Source organism: Aquabacterium sp. (genome assembly GCF_041915145.1).
Classification (GTDB): domain Bacteria; phylum Pseudomonadota; class Gammaproteobacteria; order Burkholderiales; family Burkholderiaceae_C; genus Aquabacterium.
In genome coordinates this window covers 1-23,094 of record NZ_JAYSBZ010000056.1, presented here as the reverse complement: position 1 = coordinate 23,094, position 23,094 = coordinate 1, and the positions used below count along the sequence as shown (strand labels likewise).

At 69.5% G+C, this 23,094-nt stretch carries 17 protein-coding genes; 5 read left to right on the top strand and 12 right to left on the bottom strand.

The genetic code is table 11. The features are described 5' to 3' along the window. Together ACE3SS_RS11075 and ACE3SS_RS11070 are read left to right on the top strand one after the other, a co-directional pair. Positions 1-4,824 (top strand): beta strand repeat-containing protein (locus ACE3SS_RS11075; protein ID WP_374593875.1); only part of this gene is annotated, 4,824 nt, incomplete at its 5' end. Continuing rightward, positions 4,794-6,200 (top strand): caspase family protein, encoded by a 1,407-nt coding sequence (locus ACE3SS_RS11070; RefSeq protein ID WP_374593873.1) that lies wholly within the window; start codon positions 4,794-4,796, stop codon positions 6,198-6,200. The genes ACE3SS_RS11075 and ACE3SS_RS11070, both read left to right, overlap by 31 nt. A gap of 27 nt (positions 6,201-6,227) precedes the next feature. On the opposite strand, the gene ACE3SS_RS11065 is transcribed toward ACE3SS_RS11070, so the two are convergent. The 5 genes from ACE3SS_RS11065 to ACE3SS_RS11045 form a co-directional block, all read right to left on the bottom strand. Further along, the gene (locus tag ACE3SS_RS11065; protein WP_374593871.1) at positions 6,228-7,772 is read right to left on the bottom strand and encodes a type VI secretion system contractile sheath domain-containing protein; all 1,545 of its coding nucleotides are present in this window, start codon (positions 7,770-7,772) and stop codon (positions 6,228-6,230) included. Between the two features lie 32 nt (positions 7,773-7,804). Beyond that, the gene (locus ACE3SS_RS11060; RefSeq protein ID WP_374593869.1) at positions 7,805-9,691 is read right to left on the bottom strand and encodes a DUF4384 domain-containing protein; all 1,887 of its coding nucleotides are present in this window, start codon (positions 9,689-9,691) and stop codon (positions 7,805-7,807) included. 12 nt (positions 9,692-9,703) lie between these two features. Further along, positions 9,704-10,723, bottom strand: a complete 1,020-nt coding sequence (locus tag ACE3SS_RS11055; RefSeq protein ID WP_374593867.1) for an MBL fold metallo-hydrolase — start codon at positions 10,721-10,723, stop codon at positions 9,704-9,706. Between the two features lie 9 nt (positions 10,724-10,732). Next, entirely contained in the window at positions 10,733-11,452 is a 720-nt protein-coding gene (gene tagF / locus ACE3SS_RS11050; RefSeq protein ID WP_374593865.1) for a type VI secretion system-associated protein TagF, read from the bottom strand. Positions 11,453-11,594: 142 nt separating this feature from the next. Continuing rightward, entirely contained in the window at positions 11,595-12,365 is a 771-nt protein-coding gene (locus ACE3SS_RS11045) for a PEP-CTERM sorting domain-containing protein (protein WP_374593863.1), read from the bottom strand. A 256-nt stretch (positions 12,366-12,621) separates the two neighbouring features. Here ACE3SS_RS11045 and ACE3SS_RS11040 point away from each other — a divergent pair, with 256 nt between their 5' ends. From ACE3SS_RS11040 to ACE3SS_RS11030, 3 genes are all read left to right on the top strand, one after another. Next, positions 12,622-13,488: an SDR family NAD(P)-dependent oxidoreductase gene (locus ACE3SS_RS11040; protein ID WP_374593861.1), complete on the top strand. Its 867-nt coding sequence runs from the start codon at positions 12,622-12,624 to the stop codon at positions 13,486-13,488. Between the two features lie 185 nt (positions 13,489-13,673). Continuing rightward, positions 13,674-14,309: a DUF3365 domain-containing protein gene (locus tag ACE3SS_RS11035; RefSeq protein ID WP_374593859.1), complete on the top strand. Its 636-nt coding sequence runs from the start codon at positions 13,674-13,676 to the stop codon at positions 14,307-14,309. A gap of 26 nt (positions 14,310-14,335) precedes the next feature. Beyond that, positions 14,336-16,021, top strand: coding sequence for an FAD-dependent oxidoreductase (locus ACE3SS_RS11030; protein WP_374593857.1), 1,686 nt, complete (start codon positions 14,336-14,338; stop codon positions 16,019-16,021). A gap of 10 nt (positions 16,022-16,031) precedes the next feature. On the opposite strand, the gene ACE3SS_RS11025 is transcribed toward ACE3SS_RS11030, so the two are convergent. The 7 genes from ACE3SS_RS11025 to tssL all read right to left on the bottom strand — a co-directional run. Continuing rightward, a complete protein-coding gene (locus ACE3SS_RS11025) occupies positions 16,032-16,445 on the bottom strand; it encodes a type II toxin-antitoxin system VapC family toxin (RefSeq protein ID WP_374593855.1) in 414 nt (137 codons plus the stop codon). 5 nt (positions 16,446-16,450) lie between these two features. After that, entirely contained in the window at positions 16,451-16,708 is a 258-nt protein-coding gene (locus tag ACE3SS_RS11020; protein ID WP_374593853.1) for a type II toxin-antitoxin system Phd/YefM family antitoxin, read from the bottom strand. Positions 16,709-17,020: 312 nt separating this feature from the next. Then, on the bottom strand, positions 17,021-20,569 hold the full coding sequence (gene tssM / locus ACE3SS_RS11015) for a type VI secretion system membrane subunit TssM (RefSeq protein WP_374593851.1): 3,549 nt from the start codon (positions 20,567-20,569) through the stop codon (positions 17,021-17,023). Between the two features lie 67 nt (positions 20,570-20,636). Continuing rightward, a complete protein-coding gene (locus tag ACE3SS_RS11010) occupies positions 20,637-21,113 on the bottom strand; it encodes a hypothetical protein (protein ID WP_374593849.1) in 477 nt (158 codons plus the stop codon). 16 nt (positions 21,114-21,129) lie between these two features. Further along, positions 21,130-21,501 (bottom strand): hypothetical protein, encoded by a 372-nt coding sequence (locus ACE3SS_RS11005; protein ID WP_374593847.1) that lies wholly within the window; start codon positions 21,499-21,501, stop codon positions 21,130-21,132. Then, positions 21,498-22,661 carry a DUF6861 domain-containing protein gene (locus ACE3SS_RS11000; protein WP_374593845.1) on the bottom strand — a complete coding sequence of 388 codons (1,164 nt, stop codon included), beginning with the start codon at positions 22,659-22,661 and terminating at the stop codon, positions 21,498-21,500. The genes ACE3SS_RS11005 and ACE3SS_RS11000 overlap by 4 nt, the downstream gene beginning before the upstream one ends. A gap of 24 nt (positions 22,662-22,685) precedes the next feature. Next, the coding region (tssL, locus tag ACE3SS_RS10995; protein ID WP_374593843.1) for a type VI secretion system protein TssL, long form at positions 22,686-23,094 on the bottom strand (409 nt) is incomplete at its 5' end.

Below are 23,094 nucleotides of genomic sequence, written 5' to 3'. Positions count from 1 at the left end.
GGCGCCGCGCGCATCGATGCCTCGGGCGACGCCGGCGGCGGCACCGTGCTGGTGGGCGGCGACGCGCACGGCGCGGGCGAACGCCGCGCCAGCAGCACCTACGTGGGCTCGGCCGCCGTCATCGACGCCAGCGCCACGACGCGCGGCAACGGCGGCAAGGTGGTCGTGTGGGCCGATGGCGCCACGCGCTTTCTGGGCCGGATCAACGCGCGCGGCGGCCTGCTGGGCGGCAACGGCGGTTTCGCCGAAGTCTCGGGCGCGCGGCATCTCGACTATCTCGGCCTCGCGGACTTGAGCGCGCCGAGCGGCGCCAAGGGCTTGCTGCTGCTCGACCCGAGCAACATCGAGATCGTGGCCCGCACCGCCGACGCCAACAAGACCGGCGCGGCCACGCCCGCCGCGGCGCCCGACAACGACCTGCTCGCCACCGACGATGCCTCGTCCGACCCCGGCCTGCAGTTCTTCGCCACCAGCGGCGCGGCCGACAGCGTGAGCAAGATCAGCGCGGGCGCGGTCGTCGCGCAGCTCGACACCGCCGACGTGCAGCTCGCGGCCACGCACGACATCACCGTCAGCGCCGCCATCGACGCCTCGGCCAACGCCAACAGCCACGGCCTGACCCTGACGGCCGGCAGCGGCGCGAGCGACGCGGTGATCCTCAAGGCCGACGTCATCAGCAAGGGCGGCCTGGTCTTGCAGGGCCGCCAGATCCAGGTGGCCGACAACGACGTGACCCTCGACGCCGGCAGCGGCAAGCTCAGCCTGGAGGCGGCGGTCGATGGCGGCGGCAAGAGCCTGAGCCTCGTCAGCGGCAACGGCGCGGCCGATGCCGTCAAGACGGGCGGGGCCATCGGCAACGTCGCGGCGCTCACGGTGACGGGCAAGTCCACCCTGGGCGGCAGCGTGACCACCACGGGCGCCCAGCGCTACAGCGGCCTGGTGACGCTGGGCACGGCCGGCGCGTACACCTTCGCCGGCAGCGCCCTGAGCTTCAACGGCCTGGCGGCGGGCGCCAACGATCTGGTCTTTCGCGCCGACAGCGCGCTGGTGGTCACCGGCGCGCTCAGCGGCACGGGCCACGTGAGCATCGCGGGCCAGAGCGCCGACCGGGCCCTCTCGGTGGGCGGGCCCACGGCCAGCCCGGACGATCTCGAAATCAGCAACAGCACGCTGGCGCTGTTCGGCACCGGCTTTGCCGGCGTCAGCATCGGCCGCGCCGACGGCACCGGCGCCATCACCTTCGCCGACTACACCCTGACGCGCGACCTGAGCGTGCGCAACGGCACCGGCGCCATCCGCTTCGGCCGGCTCGACGGCGGCTTCGCCCTGACGGCGCAGACCGACGGGATCATCACCCTCGGCGGCGACATCGGCACCAGCAGCGCCACCCGGTCGCTCGACTTCAATGGCGCCGTCGCGCTGGCCCAGTCGGTGACGATCAAGGCCGACAGCGTGAGCTTCGGCGCCACGGTGGACAGCGCCGACGCCACCCCGCGCGGCCTGACCCTCAACGCACCCACCGGCGTGCGCTTTGGCGGCGCGGTGGGGCAGACCCACGCGCTGGCCGCGCTCGACGTGAGCAGCGCCGAGACGCGCGTGGCGGGCGACGTCACGGTTGCCGCCGGCGGGCATCAGGTCTACTCGGGCAACGTGGTGCTCGACGGCGACGCCACGTTTAAGGCGCCCACGCTGACCTTCGGCGGCTCGGTGGCGGCGGGCGACCACGACCTCGGCGTGCTGGCCGACAGCCCCGTGCTGCCCGCCGGCGGCATGACGGGCAACAAGCGCCTGACCGTCGGCGCGTTCACCGACAGCACGACCATCGGCGTGGACGGCGGCGCGGGCACCTTGCAAGTGGCCACCTCGGGCGGCTTCACCCGCGTCACCGTGGGCAGCGCCACCGGCACGGGCGAGATCAACCTGGGCGCCACGGGCGGCGCGGCCGTGGACTTGTCGAAAGACCTGACCCTGCAAAGCGCCTCGGGCAACATCAACGTGAACACCCAGGTCGATGGCGCGCACAGCCTCACGCTGACCACCGGCGGCGTCGTCACCATCGGGGCCGGCGTGGGCGGCAACACCGCCTTGACCGCGCTGACCACCGGGGGCGCGGGCGGCACCACGCGACTGAACGCCAACGTCACGACCAGCGGCGACCAGACCTACGGCCATGCCGTCGTGATCGGCACGACGGTGCGAACCCAGGCCGGCAGCACCGAGGCGCCCGCGACGGTGCGCTTCGCCAGCACGGTGGACAGCGCCAGCGGCGGCGCGGGCAGCCTGACCGTGACGGGCAACGCGCGCTTCGACGCGGCGGTGGGCGCCGTGCAGCGTCTGGCGTCGCTCTCGGTGTCGGGGGCCGCGCAACTGGGGGGCAACATCAGCACGACGGGCTCCCAGACCTACGTCGGCGCGGTGACGCTCGGCCAGGCCGTCTCGCTCGACTCCAGCAGCAGCTACATCTACTTCCCGGCCGGCAGCTCGGTCGATGGCGCCTTCGACCTGACGCTCACCAGCGCCTCGGCCAGCTACCTGTATGGCTCGGTGGGGGCGACCACGCCGCTCGGCAGCCTGACGGTCAACGGGCTGGCCTACGTCAGCGCGGCGGCGGTCAACACCAGCGGCGCGCAGACCTACGCGAGCCTGGTGACGGCCTTCAACTCGAGCACCACCTTCACCGGCTCCGACGTGGCCTTCAACGGCGGCCTGAGTTCGAGCGGCGATGTCAACGTGGACGCCAGCGGCACGGCCACCGTGGGCGGCGCCTCGGTGTCGGTGGCCAACCTGGGTGTCAGCCACGCGGCGCTGATCAACACCGCCAGCGTCACCACCACCGGCGCGCAAACCTATGGCGGCGATGTCACCCTGGGCGCCACCACCGCCCTGAGCGGCAACACCATCCGCTTCAACGGCACCGTGCGGGCGGCGGCCAACGGCGCGCAGGGCCTGACGGTGAACGACAGCGGCACCACCACCTTCACCGGCGACGTGGGGGGCGGCGGTCACGCGCTGGCCAGCCTCACCACGTCGGCCGGTGGCAAGACCGTGCTGCCGGGGCAGGTGACCACCACCGGCGCGCAAAGCTATGGCGACGTCGCCCAGCTGGCCGTGGCCACCACGCTGCAGGCCGGCTCCGTCCGCTTCGACGCCGGCCTGCTGGGCGGCAACCAGGGGCTGACGGTGAGCCTGCCGACTGCCGGCACCCTGCTGTTCAAGGTCAGCGTGGCCGATCTGGGCGGCCTGGTGGTGGACGGCGACGCCACCACCCTCACGAGCTTCGATGGCACCGGCGGCCTCGCCACCAGCGGCGAGCAGCGCTACGGCGGCGCGGTCGCCATCCTCGACGGCGGCGACGCCCGCTTCGTGGCCAGCGCCTTGCGCTTCGGCGGCAAGGTCTCGGGGGCGCGCAATCTGGTGTTGAACGCCGACACCATCGCGGCCGGCGAACTGGCCGGCACGGGCGAGCTGCAGGTGGCGCCCAGCAGCGCCGGGCGCAGCATCGACCTCACCGGCGGCGCGGCCGACGTGTCGATCGACCTGAACCGCGTGAGCGGCTTCACGCAGCGCACCATCGGCCGCGCCGACGGCACCGGGGCGATCACCGCCGGGGCGCTCCATCTCGGTGGCGACACCACGGTGCAAAGCGGCACGGGCAACCTGAACTTCAACGGCGCGATCGACGGCCCGTACGCGCTGACCGCGCAGACCGGCGGCGGCGTGGCCTTCGGCGGCGACATCGGCGGCGACCCCGCCAACCCGCTGGGCCCGAAGGCGCTCAGCCGCCTGAACGTGAGCAGCGGACAGGCGCTGACGCTGGGCAAGGTGTATCTGTCCGGCGGCGGCACGATCCAGACGGCCGGTCAACTGGAGCTGACGGACAAGCTGCAGCTCGACGGCGGCACGCTCACGCTGGCATCGACCGCCGCGCCCGGCGCGGGCTCGGCGATCATCGATGCCGACGGCAAGCCGAGCGATCAACTGCTGCTCGACAACCGCCCGCTGAGAGAGGCCGCGGCGGCCATCAGCCAGACGGGCGGCGCCGTGGTCACGGCGGCGGGCACCACGCTCGACCTGCGCGCCAGCGGCGGCGGGTCGATCGTGGTCGATTCGGCCGCCAACGACATCAAGGGCAACCTGAGCGCGGTCAGCGGCACGCCGGGCGAGGCGGGCGGCGCGCGTTTCGCGTTGGGCGCCACCCCGCTGGTGCTCGGCGCCATCCGCCTGCAGTCCAGCCAGATGCATGCGGCCGGCATCGAGGGCGACGTGGTCCGCCTCACGGCGGGCTCGCTCAACACCGTGGCCGGCACCAAGATCCGCGCGCGGCTGCCCTACGTGAACGCGCAAGGCGCGCTGACGTCGATGCCGGCGCTGACGCTGGTGCCCACCCAGCCGGCGCTGGTCAACCAGTTCGGCGCGGCCGCGTCCAGCAGCTGGATCCAGGTCGAGGTGGGCGACGCCACCGGCGGCTACCTCACCGTGCGCCCCAAGGGCGCGGGCGCGGGCTCATCGGCGGTCTACCTCGGCGGCGCCGACGGCCTGGTGCCCTTCTACGACGGCGCCGGCAAGGCCAGCGAGATCCAGGTCTACTACAACGGCCGCACGCCCTCGACGCCGCAGGAAGTGGGCGCCCTGAGCGCGGTAACCTCGGTGATCGAGGAGTCGCGCCGCTCGCGCTTTGAAGAGGTGGTGCGTACTGAAAACGTCTCCGCGCGACTGCGCACCGGCGTGATCGCCGAAGTGGGCTCGGGCCGCCCGGCCACGGTGGGCAGCGAGTCCATCCGCCTGCCCGCTTCGTGCACGCCGAACAACCGACTGGGGTGCTGATGATGACCACGCACGTTTCTCGCCGGCGCTTCGTCGGCTTGCCGCTGGCCCTGCTGGCTTCGGAGCTGGCCGCCGCCGAGTACGCCTCGGTGACGCTGCCCAAGGTGAAGGTGGCGGGCCCGCCGCGCTTTGCGCTGCTGGTGGGCAACCGCATCTACCCGACGCCGTTCGATCTGCCGCCGGTGCACAAGAACATCCGCGACATGCAGGCCGCGCTCGAAAAACGCGGCTTCGAGGTCACCGTGGTGGTCGATCAGGACCAGGCCGTGCTGCGCGACGCCATGCAGGCCTATGCGCGCCGCGTGCAGGCCGCGCCGGCCGATGCCACGGTGCTGTTCTACTTCACCGGGCACGGCGCGCAAGTCGATGCCGAGAACCTGCTGCTGAGCGCCGGCACCAACCCGGCGGGCAAGGAAGACTCGCTGGTCGGCGGCAGCCTGATGCTCAAGCGCGATCTGCTCGACGCGCTGCCGCGTCGCTCCGAGGGCTTGAGCATGGTCGTCATCGACGCCTGCCGCACCTCGCTCAAGGCCGCGCTGCAAGAAGGTGGGCTCAACCAGGTCGAGGCACCGCTGGGCTGCCTGATCGCCTTTGCCACGGCCGCCGGCAAGCCCGCCATCGCGCCGGCCGTTGAAACCATCAACACCTTCTACACCGCCTCGCTGGTGAAGCTGCTGCAAGGCTCGGCCGACGAGGTGACGTTCTCCGACCTCTTCCGGCTCGTCAAGCGCGACGTGCAGCAGACCATGGAGAACCACCCCGTCGCGGCGATCCGGCAGGTGGCGCAGCACCCGTTCATTGCCGAGAACACCCATGCCCGGCCGCGCTTGTCGCCGCGCATGGTGGGCACGGCCGCCGAGGTCAAGTTCGACAGCACCGACGAGCAGGCGCTCTGGAAGCAGGTCGAGGACAGCGCCTGGCCGGCCGACGTGGTGAAGCTGTGCGACGCCTATCTACAGCAGTACCCGCAAGGCAAGCTCGCGCCCGCCGCGTCGGTGGCGCGCGAAGGCGCCGGCGAAGCTGCCAAGGCCATGCAGCGCAACGACGTGCGGCTCTACCGCAGCGCCTTCACCGGCAAGCCCGACATGCCCGCCTCGTGGTGGCGCGACGTGCGCAAGGCCGCGCGCGGCGACAAGGACGCGGCCGCGCGTCTGGGCCACATGTACAAGACTGGCGACGACGGCCTGCCGCGCGACGCCAACCGCTTCGAGGGCTGGCTGCAATTCGCGGCGGCGCTGGGCAACGGCATCGCCAGCTACGAGCTCGCGCTGTACTACCGCAATCAAGACCAGCCGCTGCTGGCCGCGCAGTTCGAGACCCGCGCCCGCGAACTCGGCTACACCCCGCCACCGTCGCTCGATCACTATCGCAAGTGATCGGTTTGAGTGGTCGTCAGGGCGGCGTCAGGGCTTGAACACGAAGCCCACGTCGAAGCCCTTGTTCTGCACCGCCACGCGCGGGGCCGGGGCTTCGATGGCGCCGTGAGCGCCCAAGGTTAGCGACACCCCGTTGAAGGCGAACAGCCCGGCCAGACGCAGCTCGGTCTGGCCGCGCCGCGCCACGGCGGCCATCACGCCGCGTTGTGCCAGCTGCGTGGCCGCGTCGGTGGTCAGCAGTTGCTCGGTGCAGGGCACGGCTTGCGGCTCGCCGTCGGCGTCGCGGGTGATGTGCAGCGGCAGGTCGTCGACCAGCAGATCGGGCGTGTCGCCTTCGAGCGCGGCGGGGCTGCCGAGTCGCTCGGCCACCAGCCATGCGGCGTGGCCCCAGAGCAGCGCGTTGGTGAGCGCTTCTGGTTTGCCACCTGCCGGGCATTCGTCAAACGTGAAGCTCTCGATCGCGTCGCTGCGCGGGCCGTAGGGCAAGCGCAGCAAGAAGCGCGGCGCCACCAGGCCCAGGCCTGACGCGGCGGGCAGGCCTCGCAAGGCTTGCCACGCGCCGGCCACGTCGGCGCTTACGGCCGGCGTGGCTTGTGCAAAGAGCGCGGCTGCGTTCAGACCCAGCCCGGCGACCAGCGGCGCGCCGGCGTGGGCGGCGACTTGGGCGAGGCGGCCCAGCAGCTGGGCGTGCTCGGCAGTGGCGTCGAAATCGAAGGCCGCCAGCACCAGCGCGTAGCCGCCATCGCCACCGTCACCACCAATTTGAGCGGGGCGCTCGACGAGCTGCTGATACAGCCCGCTCGCGCTCAGGTCGTCGCCGGCCAAATCGGTGGCCAGCTCGGCCGCGCTCACGTCGATCAGGTGCACCTGCAGGTCGGGCCCGGTCTCGATGCGGCGCAGCAGAAAGTCCAGCCCGCGCCACAGGGCTTCGAGCTCTTGAAAGTCGGGCAGGTGCAGCACGGCCCGCATCAGGCCGGACAAGGCCGCGTCCACCGCCGCGATCAGCGCGCCCTGCTGCGGGTCGGCCGCCGGCAGCACGTAGGGCGCCACCACCTGCTGCACCAGCCCTTCGATGGCCGTGCCGCTGTGCACCTTGGGCATGTCGGCAATCGGCTGGCCGAGCAGGCGGGCGAGGTCGTCCGACGGCGCGGTGGCGGCCGGCGCAGCGGATGGCACTGCGGGCGGCGGCGCGATGCCGGCGGTCTTGCGCAACTCGGCGGCGGCGGCCGCGAAGCTGCTGCGGTCGTTCAGGCGGCGGCGCAGGTCGGCCACGGCGCTGAACACGTCGAGCGCGCGATAGAGCGCATCGGGGTGCAGGGCGGCAAGGCTGGGCAGCGGCAGGGTGACGGCGCTGCCACCGGGGCCGAGCGGCAGCGTGAGGCTGGTCTGCAGGCGGGCCATGGCGGCGTCGATCGAGTCGAACTCGACGCGCACCGGCTTGCGCTGGGCCAGTGTTTGCGTGGCCGCCGCGTGGCCGCGAAAGGCGCCGAGCACGGCGATGCGGGTGGGGCGGTCGGCCGACCACTCGGGGGCCGGGCGCTGCAGCGCGCCGAAGTTCACGGGGGTGGTCATGTGGCGCTCCTGATGGGGGGCTTACTGCACTCTTACTGCACTTCTTCGGAGCTGAACTGCGCGGCGCCGAATTCGTCGGGGCAATTGACAGCACTCCCGCCGCCCCCGCTGCATTGCGGCCGCCCGGCAAACGGCGAGCCGGCGCTGCCGGTGTAGGTCTTGACGATGGCCTCGGCCGCGCCGTCTTTCGGGAACTCGCCAAAGCCGCCGTCCATCTTCAAGCCAGACTGGTTGAAGTCGCGCGGGTTGGTCGACACGATCACCACGAAGCGGTCGGTGCCTTCGGGGCCGGCCACGTCCATCGGCCAGCTGGCTTGCGGCAGCTTCATGACCTCGCCGGCGCGGATGCGGTTGGCCTTGCCCATATTGTTCGGGAAGAGCTGCATGAAGGCGCCGTCGGTGCTGTGCAGCAGCACGTAGACGTAACCGTCGCGCGCCGACTTGACGGTGAACGCGAGCCGGTCGTGCCCGATGCGGAAGTGCTGCTTCACCGGCGCGGCCTCCACGCCGAAGCCCGGCGTCTGCGCGGCCACGATGCGGTCGAACTCGTCTTGCGGGCTGAACGGGCCGGTGCGCGGAGCGGCGGTGGGCGCGGGCGTGGGGGCCGGCGTGACTGGCGTGACAGCGACGGGGGCCGGGGTGGGGGCAACCGGCGTGGTGGGCGCGGGCTGAGGAACGGGCGTGGGCGCCGTGACCGGGGCTTGCGCCACGGGCGGTGTGGTGGTGGTGGGGGCCGGGCCGCTGTTGCGCGTGAGCGCCCAGAAAGCCCCGCCGCCCACCAGCACCAGCGCGGCCACGCCGCCGCCGATCAGCAGGCCGGTCTTCGAGCCCGTCGGGCTGGCGCCGCTGGTAGCTGGTTTGGCGGGCGTGCCCGATGCCCCGGTCTTGCCCGACTTGCCTGCGGCCTGCACGGTGACCGGCTGCGTCGCGTTCGGGTTGAAGGCCAGGCCGCTCAGGCCGAGTTCGTCGCGCAGCTGGGCGATGTTTTGCGTGCGCTCATCGGGCTTCACGGCCAGGGCGTGGTCGATGGCTTTCAAGAAGCGCTCGCTGTACTTGCCGGCCACGGCCTGCGACAGCGGCACCATGCTGTCGTTCATCAGGCGGCCCACGGCGGGTGGCGGCGTCTTGCCCAGGATGGCGTAGTAGACCGACGCGGCCAGCGCGTACACGTCCGTCCAGCTGCCTTGCTCCATGCCCGGCACTTCGGCGTATTGCTCGACGGGCGCGTAGCCCGGCTTGAGGATGACGGTGAGCGCCTTGTTCATGCCGCCGATCACGCGGCGCGCGGCGCCGAAGTCGAGCAGCAGCGGGCGGCCGCTGCCCTTGAGCAGGATGACGTTGTCGGGCGCGATGTCGCGGTGGTAGCAGTGCTCGTGGTGCAGCACGTCGAGCGCTTCTGAGAGCGGCCCGAGGATGTTCATCAGCCAGGCCTCGTCGGGCGGGCCGTTCATCTCGGCCAGCGCCTGCTTGAGCGTGGGGCCCTCGTAGAGCGGCATCACCATGTAGGCGGTGCCGTTGGCCTCCCAGAAGCGGTAGACCTTCACCAAAGACGAATGATCGAACTGCGCCAGCAGCTTGGCTTCGTTCACGAAGCTCTTGAGGCCGGCCTCGAAGGTGTCGCGATGGCGTTCGGACTTCACCGAGACCTGCGTGTCGCCGCTGCGCTGGGCCAGCGACGAGGGCATGTATTCCTTGAGCGCCACGCGGCGTTCGAGCGAGTGGTCCCACGCGGTGTAGACGATGCCGAAGCCGCCCACGCCCACGATGCCGGTCAGCTCGAACTCGCCGAGGTAGCTGCCCACTGGCAGCGCGTTGCCCTGGGCCTCGGGGTGGGCGTCGGGCGCCGGTGCCGTGCGGGGTTGCACCTGGGTCTGCACCGGCTTGATCACGGTGCGGTCGTCGTCGGGGGCGTCGGTCATGCTGCGGCGTGGTTACGGCTGGGCCGGGAGGTTCCAGAACGGATCGATGGTCTGCCATTCTGTCGGCAATCGCACGTCGATCTGCTGGGCTTGACCCTGCGTCTGCACAAAGTGCATCGCGTTGTCGAAGTTGTCCATCAGCCGGTTCATCGGGTGCAGGCCGTCGGACAGCGGGTCGAAGAAGTTGTCCCAGTGGATGGGCACGACGCGGCGGGCGTGCACCGCTTGCACCAGCTCGCGCCACAAGTCGGCCTGATAGTGCGGCGGCTGCTTGCCCAGCGGGGCGATGCCCAGGAACACCACGTCGGCCTGCCGGCCCGCCAGCATGCTGGGCGTGAAGCCGGCGCTGCCCTGCACCAGCACGCGGCGCACGTGCTGGCCGTCGTCGTGCTCGATGAGCAGCGCGAAGCAGTCGCCCATGCGGTAGTCGGCCGCGCGGGCCGGGGCGCTGAGCGGCGCGGTGATCTCGCCCTCGAAGAATGCGCCGGGGCTGTGCGGTGATTTCACCCAGGTGACCTTGAAGCGGCCGAAGCTGAGCGTGTCGCCGCCCTGCACGTGCCGCAGGCGGTCAGTCGGCAACTGCGCGCCGCGCCCGATGTTGAGGGTCGACTCCGACCCCACCAGCAGCGCGCCGGTGCTTTGCGCCACCACGGCCGAGTCGAGCGCGTGGTCGTGGTGCGAGTGCAGCGGCATCACGGCGGCCAGGCGGCTCACGTGCAGGCGCTGCAGGCTCTGCGCGATCACCTCGCGGTCGGGCTCGATGCGCAGCAGGCTCAGCAGGCCGGGGCGGGTGAAGAAGCCGTCGGTCATCAAGGCGGTTTCACCGTCGTCGAGCAGCAGCGTGGCCACGCCGACCCAGGTCACGCGCAGCGGATGCGGGGCGCCGGTGGGCGGGGCTTCGGCAGCCGGTGGAAAGCGCAGCGCGTCGTACGGTGCGAGGCTGGGGGCGCGGTGCCAGATCGCGGCGAGCACGGCCGCAGCAACGGCCAGCACGAGCACGATCCACAACATCAGGCGAAGCAGGTAGCGCATGAGGGGGTCTCAAAGCGGAGGGTTGAACAGCAAGGCGAAGCCGGTGCCCTCAGGCAGCCCTTGGGCGAGCACGCAGCGCGCGTCGCCATCGGCTGGCTCGGCCAACCACAGGCTCAAGCCGGGGGCGGGGCCGTTGGCCAGCATGCCACCCAGGTCGCCACGCGTGGCGTGCGGCAGCAGGGCGTGCGACACCTGCCCACCTCGCACGCGTTCCAGCGCATCGAGCGCGGCGGCGTGGTGCGCGCTCAGCGAGGGCGGCGCATCGAGCGGGGCCTGCCAGCTCAGGCGGTTGAGTCGCGCGAGCTCGTCTTCGAGCTGGTCGAGCGTCCAGTCGTCATGCAGGGCATCGGCGGCGAGGTCGTCGAGCTGGTGCAGCCAGTTGAGCAGGCCTTCGATCTCGCCTGACGTGGCCGGCGCATGAGGCAGCGGGGCCGCGATGGTGAGCGGAAAGTAGCGCCCCACGCGGTCCACCGAGGGCATCAGCACGCCAGCCAGGGTTTGCGTCTGCGCGGGCCCGCAAGCGCCGGCTTGCAGCACGAAGCGCCACGCGGGGCTGCCCAGGTAGGCGTCGAGCCAGGAGTCGGGCTGCTGCTCGCGCAGGCGTGCCAGGCCACGCGCGAGCCAGGCGTCCCACGGTTCGATGAAGCCGGGCGGCAGGCGGCGCGAGGCGAAGTCACCCAGCGTGGGCAGCTTGCCGTACCAGCCGGGCACATTGAGCGCGGCGGTCATGGCGCGGCGGTGATGAAAGCGAGGGTCGAAAAGACCAAGAAAAAAGCGCGCATGACAGGAGCAACGTAGCGGTTGAGTGGGCCCGCTAGTGTCCCGGCATTGCGCGCTTCAGATCAAGCGCTTTCGAGGTCGAATGAGCCGATCAGACCGTGGCGCGACGGCGCCGCGCCACGGCGCCAGCGGCCACCAGGCCCAGGCCCAGGCCGACCAGCGCGTAGGTCGAGGGCTCGGGGGTGGCCACGGCGAGCTGGGTGCTGACGCTGGCGAATTGGACGTTGGCAATGGTCGAGACGAGGACGGTCGGAACGTTCCAGCCGCGGCGCAGGATGTCGAGGGCGCCGGTGCCGCTGCTGCCGTCCCAGGTGCCGGCCAGCGTCATGGCGCTGAAGCTACCTTCTGCCGTGTAGTGGTTGACGCCATCGGTGCTCAACGTGGCCGGGTTGCCGCTGGCCGTGGTGTCGGATGACGCAACCAGAAACTTCTCATGCAGATAGGTGCCTTGCGTGGTGGCCATGTCGGCATACAGCACCACGTTGGTCGGGTCGAAGTCGAAGTTGCTCAGCGTGACCGTGCGGTCTGTCGTGCCGCGCGCCAGTACCACGCCGGAGCTGCCGGCCTGCACGCTTTGAATGGCGGCGTCTTGCGCGGTCACGCTGGTAGCCGTGTTGCCGAACGACAGGTAGTTGCTGGTGCTTCCGTCGCTGTTCGTCACTGCGGTGGTGGCGACAGTCGTCGTGGTTCCAGGCAAAGCTTCCGAGGTGACTCCCATCGTGTCCAGCACGCTGGTGCCGTCGGCCGTGAGGTCAATGTTCAGGTTGCCGAGCGAGCCGTTGAAAGTCTGCGCCGCCCAGGCGGGCGAAGCAGCGGCCGCCACAGCAAGAGCGAGGGGGGCGGTGAGGCGGGCGAAAGTCATGGGGTCACTCCACTGGTTTGATGCACGGTATGCGTTGTTTGATGAGGGAACGGGGCATTGTTGTAAGGGCATCCGCCAAGCTCACCCGGGTAAACCAGCGTCATGGCGTCGAGGGGCCCGTCCGTTCGAGGGGCTTGGGCGCCTGGTTGGTATGCAGTCGGGCTCGACCCCGCATTGACGCCCCGGCGCGATGCTGGCAACCTGCGCACCCGGTTTGGTACTTGTTGGTACCTAAGCAAGACGAAGGAGCAGCAGCATGAGCAAGGTCGTTCTCATCACCGGCGGCAATTCGGGCATCGGCCTGGCCATCGCGCATGCCGTGGCGCAGCGCGGGGCGGTGGTCTGCATCGCTTGTCGCGACCAGGCCAAGGCGGCGGCTGCTCGGGCCGAGATCATGGCGCGCACGCCGGGGGCGCAGGTCGAGCTGTACGAGCTGGACCTCGCCTCGTTCGCCAAGATCCGCGCCTTCGTCGAGGCCTTCAAGGCCCGCCACGACCGGCTCGACGCGCTCATCAACAACGCCGGCGTGCTCGCGCCGCGCCAGCAGTTCACCGCCGAAGGCTACGAGCAGCACATCGGCGCCAACTACATCGGCCCCGTGCTGCTCACGCAGTTGCTGCTGCCGCTGCTCAAGGTGGCGGCCGACGAGGGCGGCGCGGGGCGGGGCGACGCGCGCATCGTGCACCTCTCGTCCATCGCCCACACCATGGGCCAGATCGACCTCAGCACCTTCCGGGGCCGCAAGCCGTATCGGGCCTTTCCGGCCTACGCGCAGTCCAAGCTCGCCAACCTGCTGTTCAGCAACGTGCTGGCGCGGCGTCTGCCCAAGGGCATCACCTCGCAGGCCCTGCACCCGGGCGGCGTGATGTCGCCGCTCTACCGCGATCTGCCGGCCTGGCAATACGCGGTCATGAGGCCATTTCTGATCGGCCCCGAGCGCCCCGGCCAGCTGGTGGCCGAGCTGGCGCTCGACCCCAAGCGGCGCGGCGAAACGGGCGGCTACTTCTCGGTGCAGCACCCCAAGATCGTCAAGCGCGTGGCGCGCGACACCACCTTGCAAGACCGCCTCTACGAGCAGACCTGCGAGTGGGTGGGCGTCGAGCCGCTGCCGGCGCGCGGTTGAGCGTTTGCAGGCCGACCCGTCGCTCGGCCATGCCTTGCAGCAACACCGCCCGTCCTGCGGCTGCGCGTAGCGTGGGCGAACAGGTGGCCGATTTGCACGAGAGCTCCCGGTTTGTTTATTGTCAAATATGAGTATATGGCTATATAGAGTATTATTGAGTCCTTGCCACTGAGAACTTATCTGCCATGAAAACGCTCGATGCTTGCCGTGTTGCTTCCCTTGCCTCCGCCGTGATGTTCGCCGTGGCGGCCGCGCCTGTCCACGCCGCCGGTGAGCCGGCCGGTGCGGCGCCCACCGCGGCCGCGCCGAGCCCGGCCGAACAAGACGCCGCGCAGCGCGCCAAGGCCGCGGCCAAGGAGCTGGCCGAGACACTGATGGGGCGCTTGAAGGCCGCCCTGCAAGAGCGCGGGCCGGCTGGCGCGGTCGAGGTCTGCAACGCCGAGGCGCAAGGGCTCACCGCCGCCATCGGCCAGAAATACGGCCTGAGCATCAAGCGCGTGTCCGACCGCAACCGCAACCCGCTCAACGCGGCCTCCGAGGCCGAGGCCCGCTTCATTGCCGAGGCCCAGGCGCGCAAAGAGGCCGGCGAAGCGCCCGACAGCCTGGCCAAGGTCTTCACCGAGCAGGGCGCCGAGGGTCGCGTGCTGGTGCTCTACAAGGCCATGGTGATGCCCGAGCTGGGCAAGATCGGGCACGGCACTGACATCGCGCCCGACGTGAAAGCGGTGATCGACCAGCACTACCCCAACGACAAGGCACGCGGCTACCGCCCGGGCGACGTGCGCGGCCTGATCGTGGTGCGCGTGCCGCTCAAGGCTTGATCGACGAACGATTCGCGAGAACTGTCATGACTCAGCCTCAACGGATTCTGGTGATCGGCGGCGTGGCCGCAGGTGCTTCGTTTGCAGCGCGGGCGCGGCGCCTGAGTGAGGCGGCGCACATCACGGTGCTGGAGCGCGGCCCCGATGTGTCGTTCGCCAACTGCGGCCTGCCGTACGCCATCGGCGGCGAGATCGGCTCGCGTGCCGCGCTGGCCGTGCAAACGCCGGCCTCGCTCAAGGCCCTGCTCAACCTCGACGTGCGCGTGCGCTGCGAAGCCACCGAGATCGACCGCGCCGGCAAGCGCGTGGCCGTGCGGCAGCTCGACACCGGCGCCACCGAATGGCTGGCCTACGACAAGCTCATGCTCGCCCCCGGCGCCGCGCCGCTGCGCCCCGCGTGGCCGGGCGTCGATCACGCCAGCATCCACGTGCTGCGCAATCTGCAGGACATGGACCGCATCGCCGCCGCGGCTGCAAACGGCCTGCGCGCCATCGTGGTCGGCGCCGGCTTCATCGGCCTCGAAATGGCCGAGCAGCTGCACCGCAAGGGCTTGTCGGTGCAACTGGTCGAGGCCCAGCCGCAGGTGATGCCGCTGCTCGACGCCCACCTGGCCGCCCTCATCGAGAGCGAGCTGCGCATCAACGAGATCGCCCTCACGCTGGGCGACGCGGTCGAGGCCTTCGAGCCGCTCGGCCCCGAGGCGGTGCGCTGCCGCCTGCGCTCGGGCACGGTGCTCGACGCCGATCTCGTCGTGCTGGCCATCGGCGTGCAGCCCGACACGGCCCTGGCGCGCGCCGCCGGGCTGCAGCTGGGGCCGCGCGGGCACATCGAGGTCGATGCCTTCATGTGCACCTCCGACCCCGACATCTACGCCGCCGGCGACGCCGTGAGCACGCCCGATCGCGTGTTGAGCGAACACCGCGTGGCCGTGCCGCTCGGTGGTCCGGCCAACCGGCAGGGGCGCGTCGCGGCCGACCATGCCTTGATGCCCAATCGGGCGCGGCCCTACCCCGGCTCGATCGGCACGGCCATCGTGCGCGCCTTCGACGTGGCCGCCGGCATCACCGGCTGGAGCGAAAAGCGGCTGCAGGCCGTTGGCCAGCCCTACGAGACGGTCACCGTCAGCGATCAGCACCACGCCTCGTACTACCCCGGCGCGCAGCCGCTCACGCTCAAGATCGTGTGGGCGCCCGACACCGGGCGGCTGCTCGGCGCGCAGGTCACCGGCCATCAGGGCGTGGACAAGCGCCTCGACGTGCTCGCCACAGCCATCGCCGGCAGCCTGACGGTCGAAGACCTCTGCCACCTCGAGCTCGCCTACGCCCCGCCGTTCGGCTCGGCCAAAGACATCGTCAACCTCGCCGGCTTTGCCGCCTGCAACCTGCGCGATGGCTTGGTGCAGGCTGCCGCCGCGCTGCCCGCCACCCCGCAAGAACAGGCGAGCGTGCAGGTGCTCGACGTGCGCGCCCAGCCCGTGGCCCAGGCCTACCCGGCCCCGGTGCCGACGATCAACATCCCCGTGCCGATGCTGCGCGCCCAGCTGAGCCAGCTCGACCGCTCGCGGCCCGTCGTCACGCTGTGCTCGTACGGCAAGATGAGCTACTTCGCGGCGCGCATCCTGGCGCAGCATGGCTTCGATGTCAGCACCTTCAGCGGCGGCATCAAGGGCCACCTCGACCCGCGCACGCCGGCGAAGTTGCCGACGAGTTGAGGGGCCAGAGTCAGCGCGCCGCTTTGCCAAAGGGGTTGAACACCTCGACCCCCAGCGCCTTGAAATCGGCCACGTTGCGCGTTGCCACCGTCAAGCCGTGGGTTCGCGCCGTGGCCGCGATCATGGCGTCTTCAATCAGCGTGTCCGACTGGCGGTGCATGAGGCGGGCCCAGTCTCGAAATGCCGCCGCGTCCATCGGCAACACGTTGTAGGCGGCGGCCACGTGCGCGAGCCAGGCCTCGATCTCGTCGGCCTTGTTCGGGTCTTGCTCGCGCGTGAGCTCAATGCCAGCTTGAATCTCACCCACGGTGACGGCGGACAAGAACAGCTGCGCGTCGTCCAATGTCCGCAGCCAGGCCACCACCGCGCCGTGCGGGCGCGGCTTGCGCAGTTCTGAAACCACGTTGGTGTCGAGCAGGTACATCGGATTTATTTGATCGGGTTGACGCTGCGGCGCTTGGCTTGGCCTCGCGCGGGCACATTCAACTCGCTCCGAGCCGCGTCGGACAACAACAGCTGCTTCAGTGACGGGCGCGCGGCCGACTGCAGGCGGCGCCATTCATGCACCGGCACCAGCACGGCGGCCTCGGCGCCACGCTTGGTCACCATCTGCGGGCCTTCGGCGAGGCAGGCTTCAAGGAATTCACTGAATCGCGCCTTGGCGTCTTGCACGGGCCATGAGTGCATGGGGCATCTCCGGTCGAACTGGTCAGATTGCTAGTCTGATTGGGCCGGGCGAGTTTGTCAAATGCGGGCGGGGGCAGCGGGCGGCGGTGCGGCTCGTGCTGCGCACATCGCGTTCGGGTACGTTGGCGTGAGCTTGCGAACTCCAACGTTGTAGTGTGTCGATTCACGCTGGAGTTCACTGCGGTCACTCCAGCCTACGGGTCAATTCTTGGCGCGGCAAGGGCTTTCCCCGTCCAGTTGGATACCTCGGCTACTCGGAGGCGTTTAGCGTCACCGTGCGGGAGGAAGAGCTTGAGAGTCGCAGACATCATCTCAAAACGCCCCCGGACACCTGAACTGCTGCATCTCTTTCAACCTGAACGGGTTGAACACGCTGCTCGCCGTCACCTCCAGGCGCGCACGCTTGCCGTCCACGTTGATGAGCACGATGAAGCGCTCGGGCTGTTGAGTGGGTTGCACCTCGAAGCGATCGAACAACCGGAACAGCGCCCATGGCCCTTCGGCGGCGAGGCCGGCGCCCACCGCCGGTTGCGTGGTGATCTTCACTTGCGAGGCCAGGCGCTGGCTGGGCCATTGCACGCTGATGGGGGTGCTGTTGCCCTTGGTGAGCGTTTGCAGTTGGCCGTCGATGTCGAAGTTGACTTGCGTGAGGCCGTCGGCAAATTCGATGCCCTTGATGTCCATGCGGAAGGCCGGGGTGCGCGCGCCGCTGCGGAAGAAGACTTCCTTGATGCGCGCCGCGCGTTGGAACTCGGCCAGCGCGGCGGGTGAGGGCGGGCGCGAGCCGTCGGGCAGGGGCTTGAGCGACCAGGGGTTGGTGCCGGTGTCGGCCAGGTCTTGCAGCTTGCTGGTGAAGAACGCATCGAGCATGCCGCCGGGGCCGAAGAGCTGGCCGAAGTCTTCGGGCAGCACGTCGGCGCGCGAGCTGGGCGACAGCGGGTAGCGGCCGGCCACGGCGCGGTTGCAGAAGTCGGTGATGGGCTTGAGGTCGGTGGTCAGGTTCTCGGTGACGGCCTTGCGGCTTTGCGAGGCACCGGCATCAGCCAGGTTCTCCAACATCGTCTTGATCGGCTCGGGCTGCTGGCCGGCCGCGGCCTTGATGGCGGCGGCGCCCCCACCCGGCGGCGGCGGCGACTTGCTCTTTTGCGCGGCGTCGATGGCCGAGAGCTGCACGTAGACCTCGTTGAACATCTTGAGCACGTCGTCGATGGGCGCGGGCTGACCTTGCACCAGGCGGTGGATCGAGGCGAAGTGGTCGTCGACCATCTTCTCGATCGGGCCGGCAGCGGCGTCGCCGGTGGGTTGCGGCTGCGCGCCGGCCAGGGCGGCGAGCTCCTGCTTGGCGGCGTTGGCCTTGTCGAGCGCGGCCTGGGCCCCGGCGGTCACGCCGCCAGCGGGCGCGGCGGGCGGCACGAGGGTGGTTTCGCGGTCGACGGCGCGCAGGTAGGCGGCCAGCGGCGAGTCGGCCGCCGAGAGCACGCGCGAGACCTGGATGCTGCGGTCGAGCCCGCCGAGCTCCACGAGGCGCACGTCGGCGAGGTAGGCGTCCCACACCTTGATGTAGTCCTGCAGATACAGGCGGCGCACGCGGTTGGGCAGCTCGCCGCTCAGGGCCACGTCGCGCAGCTTGGCGGCGTCGGTCTTGAGGCCGAGCACCCAGCCTTCTTCGGTGGCGAGTTGCAGCGTGGCTTTTTCAACCGACGACTGGAAGGCCTTGCGGTAGCCGTCGCGCGTGAAGATGCCCGGGATGCCCTTGGTGAGCGGCTGGCCGCTGGCGCGCTCGAACACCTGCGCAGCGTTCGGGCCAGCGGCACCGGCCACCGAGAACTCGGGCACGTCGGCCCCGGCGTTCTGGCGCTTGATGCGGCTGTAGACGCGGTATTCGAGCGGGTAGGCGGCGAGCATGTCGCGCACGCTGGCCACCAATTGCTGATCGAGCGGCACGGTGGGGTGCGGCGCGCCTTGGGCGAAGGCGGCGTCGAGGTGCGCGTTGAGCGCGGCGCGTTGCTCCGGGCTCATGGCGGCGCCGAGGTTGGCGTCCCAGTCGAGGCTGATCCAGGCCTTGAGCGCGTCGGCGTCGAGCTTGTCGGGCGTGTAGAGCATCAGGTAGCTCTTGAGCGCCTCGTAGGCATATTCCAAATTGTCTTTGTTGGCGGCGCGCAGGCGTTCTTCGAGCCGCTTGGCCAGGCGCGGCAGCAGGGCGTGGTCGAGCAGGTGGTCGTAGCCGAGCGCGGCACCGGCGTCGAGCTTGTCGCCTTGAAAGAGGCCGAAGCTGTTGAGCAGCGGGGCGTGGTCGATATCGAAGCCGGCCGGGTGGGCGGCGTCGCGCACCACGGCGAGCACGCTGGGCAGCGGGGTCACGTCGCCCGTGGTGGCGGGCGGGATGTTGTCGACCGCCTTGCGCAGCTCGGGCAGCTTGGCTTCGATCTCGGCCACGTAGGCCTTGTTGCGCACGTAGCTCACGGCCCAGCCGACGACGAGCACCGTGCTCAGCACGCCGATGGCGGCGAGCGAGGCCAGGCGCAGCTGGCGGCGGCGGCGCTCGACTGCCGCGTTCACGCCGACGAGGCCCGCTTCGGTGAACACCACGTCTTGCAGCAGCCGGTGCAGGAAGAAGCTCTTGCCGCGACCACCCGCCAGCGAGGCCACCTTGCGCTCGACGCCGAAGGTGCGCGCCAGCGTGCCCATCACGCGGTCGATCGGCGTGCCTTCTTGCGTGCCGCTGCTGAAGTAGATGCCGCGCAGCAGCGGTTGTTCTTCAAACTTGCCGCCGCCCACGAAGACTTGTTCCAAGAAGCCGCTCAGCACCGGCTTGAGGCTCGCAAATTCTTGCGGGAAGGCGAAGATCGCGGCGCGCTTGAGCACATCGCGCTCGGCCTCCATGCGGTCGAGCAGGCGGTCGCGCAGGCGCTGTTCAAGCGCGTGGTATTCGGCGTCGAAGGCGCGCAGCGGGTTGTCGGTGCTGGCCTGGGCATGGGGCTCATAGGCCAGGCTGAAGCCCCACACCTGGTCGCGCTCTTCCTTGCCGAGTTCGCCGAAGGTTTCGTTGAAGCCCGCGATCAGGTCGGACTTGGTGATCAGCACATACACCGGCGCGCGCACGCCGAGCTTGCCGCTCAGCTCCTGCAACCGCGCGCGCAGCTTGGCCGCGTGCTCCTGGCGCTCGTGCTGGCCTTGCTGCAGCAGATCTTGAATGTTGATGGTCAGCAGCACGCCGTTGATGGGCTGGCGCGGGCGGTTCTTCTTGAGCAGCGCCAAAAAGCCGTCCCACGCGGCCGAGTCGACCTTGGTGTCGGACTCCTGCGTGGTGTAGCGCCCGGCGGTGTCCACCAGCACGGCGCCGTCGGTGAACCACCAGTCGCAATTGCGCGTGCCGCCCACGCCCTTGATCGACGCCTGGCCCAGCTTTTCGGCCAGCGGAAAGTTCAGCCCCGCGTTGAGCAGCGCGGTCGTCTTGCCCGAGCCCGGCGCGCCGATGAACACATACCAGGGCAGCTCATACAGATATTGCCCGCGCGCGAAGAACGATTGCTTGCCGGTGCCCTTGAGCACGTCCAGCGCCTGCGTGAAGCGCTCGTTGAGCGTGGCCACCTCGCGGTCGCTCGCCGACGGCCCGCCCGTCATGCCCGCCACCAGCGCGGCGTTGGTGCGCTTGCGCTTCCAGGCCAGATAGCCGATGCGCGCCGCCAGCAGCAGCACCAGCGCCGTGATGATGAGCAGCCGCACCAGCGCCGACTCGAACGGTCGCGCGTGGCCAAAGGCGATGATCGGCCCGACCCACCAGACGATGGCAGACACGGCCAGCAGGCCCAGCACGGCGAGGGTGATGGGGTGAAGGAGGACGGCGGCAACTTTTTTCATGTCGATAGGGCGGTTTGATTCGACGGCACGTGCGGCGGCAGCTGGTTGGCGCGGCGAAGGGCTTGGATCACTTGTAGTCGCCCCAGTCCACTGGCGCGGTGACCCAGGCACCGCCCTCGAGAACCGGGCGTAGTTGGACGTTCAGCAGGGCGCGGACGGTATCGAGCAACTTGTCGATGCCGGCTTCCAGCGATTGCTCGGACAGCCGGAACCTGAACTGCTCGGGCCCGTGCAGGCGGTGGTGCACAACGTAGTCCTTGAGAAACAGCGACGACTGCTTAGGCCGCTGCAACTCGACGTCCAGAAAATACAGATCGGGGTCCACCGCCGACTGGCCGAAGTTGAGCAGGCACAAGGCACCTGCAAAGCGAACACCGACCAGCAGCGACTCCACTGGCTTGTCGAAGCCGGGCAGCGGCGTGAGTTGCACATGGGCACTCTCCTGAGTCGACGGAGCGAGCACCGTTTTCAGCATATCGGCCAGACGGGCCAGGAACGCAGCGTAATCAGCTCGCGAGGTGAGCGGGTCGGCTTGTGCGGTCATAGAAAAAAGGCGCCACCTATTTGAAGAAATGACTCTCGATCAGCTGACCATTCGCCGGATTGACGATGGACCTGTATCCATCCCAGTCCCAGACGGTCAAGGTATTCGTCTCCGGATTGAAGCGGGACTGGGTAAATATGTTGTTTCTGGAGCGGCTTTTATCAGCGGCTTTTGTCCAGAGGACCGAAGTGTTTTGCCAGTCGATGCAATACAGGTTCGGAGCGTCTGTCGCATTGGATGGAGGGTCGGTCACGACGAAAAGCCACGAATTGCTCATCGCATCTTCAATGCAAATGATCGGATGGGGCATGTTCATTCGGGCGGCGCTGCCGTCATCTTGATGGATGACCAATTCATTGCCACTGAACGTAATCGAGTGTTTGTTCATGGATAAGGCTTCGCGTTGGCGTAACTGCTTGCAGGGATTCTGTCCATGAGTTGCACTTGTGTGCCCCCACCAGGGCCCCAGCCTGATATCGGGCCAGCCTCGCCCATACGAACCAGGGTGCCAGCGGGTGCTTGCACTTCAGTGATGTACTGGGGACTCTGTGGAAGGGCGAATTTCGCCTGAATTTGAGCGGGCGTTAGTCCACGCACTTCCGATTCAGGCATCACCCATCGTCCCAGTTGGCCTGAGTTTTCTCCGTCGTATAGACGCACGAATTTTGTTTCCTCGGTCAGGCGCCCTTCGGTAACGATGCTGCCTTCCTTGAACGGTGGTTTCTCAAATCCCTGATTTGCTTCGGATGCCGATATTCCCCGCGCGTCCTTCAGAGGGACAGAAGATGTCGGTTTTGGTTTAGGCGGGGGAGTTTCCTCAGCCGGAGGCTTCTTCGCCAGCTGACTCGGCGTCTGCGCAGTCGATTCAGCGGCAACTTTGGTGGTCGTCCCCTCGCCAGCGTGACCACGCAGCTTCGGGTCGTTGACGAGGCGGCCGAGGTTCTTTTCGACCCACTCGCCAAAGGCCACGCCCAGGCGGCTGGCCTTGAGTTCGGCGATCAGTTCGGGCGCCTTGTCGATGCCGCGCTTGAGCAGCCACGCGACGATGCCTTGCAGGATCAGCCGCACCAGCACGGCCATGGCGCGGGCCAGCGTCTGCCCGGCTTGGCGAACCTGCTGACGGCGCTCGTCTTCATGCGCATCGGCTGCGCGCCAGGCTTGCACCACCGCATGCTTGAGCAAGGTGACGACGTCGCCCAGGCTGTGCGCGATGGCGGCGGCCAGAAAGGCCAGGCCCAGCCAGCCGAGGATGATGAGGCCCAGATCGAAGCCGGCCTCGGCGCCCACCGCCGCGCCTGGAATGGCGCCCGCGCCAAACACCAGCGCGCCCAGCCCGGCGCCGATGCCCGCGCCAATGGCCGTGGCCAGCGCCTGCACGATGCACAACTGCAGCAGCGCGGGCAGCAGACCGGCCAGGAACTCTTCGACGTGGTAGCTGGTCTCGGCGTAGATGGCCGCCGGCGCCTCGCGCAAGCCGATCTCGTAGGCGCGGCTCATGTCGCGTGCGCGCTTGAGCAGCGTCCAGTCTTGATCGAGAGCCCAGCTCATGGCGCGATCAGGGCGGGCGGTGCCTCAGGACGCGTTTTGCACGAACAGCGTGATCTCGACGCGGCGGTTCTTGGCGCGGCCGGCTGGCGTGGCGTTGTCTTCCACCGGCTCGGCGTCTGCGCGGCCTTCGGCACGCAGGCGCGTGGCCTGCACCTTGGCGGCCACCAGCGCGTCGAGCACGGCCTTGGCGCGCTCTTGCGAGAGGTGCCAGTTCGACGGGTAGCGCAGCGAGCGGATCGGCTGGTTGTCGGTGTGGCCGGTGATCAGCACCTGGCCTTGCACGCCGTTGAGCCCATCGGCAATGCGCACCAGCAGCGGCTTCACGCGGTCGGCGATGTCGGCGCTGCCCGGGTCGAAGAAGCCGTCGCCCTTGATGGTGACGACCGAGCGGTCGGGCAGGTCGCGCACGGCCACGAGGCCCGCTTCGATCTCG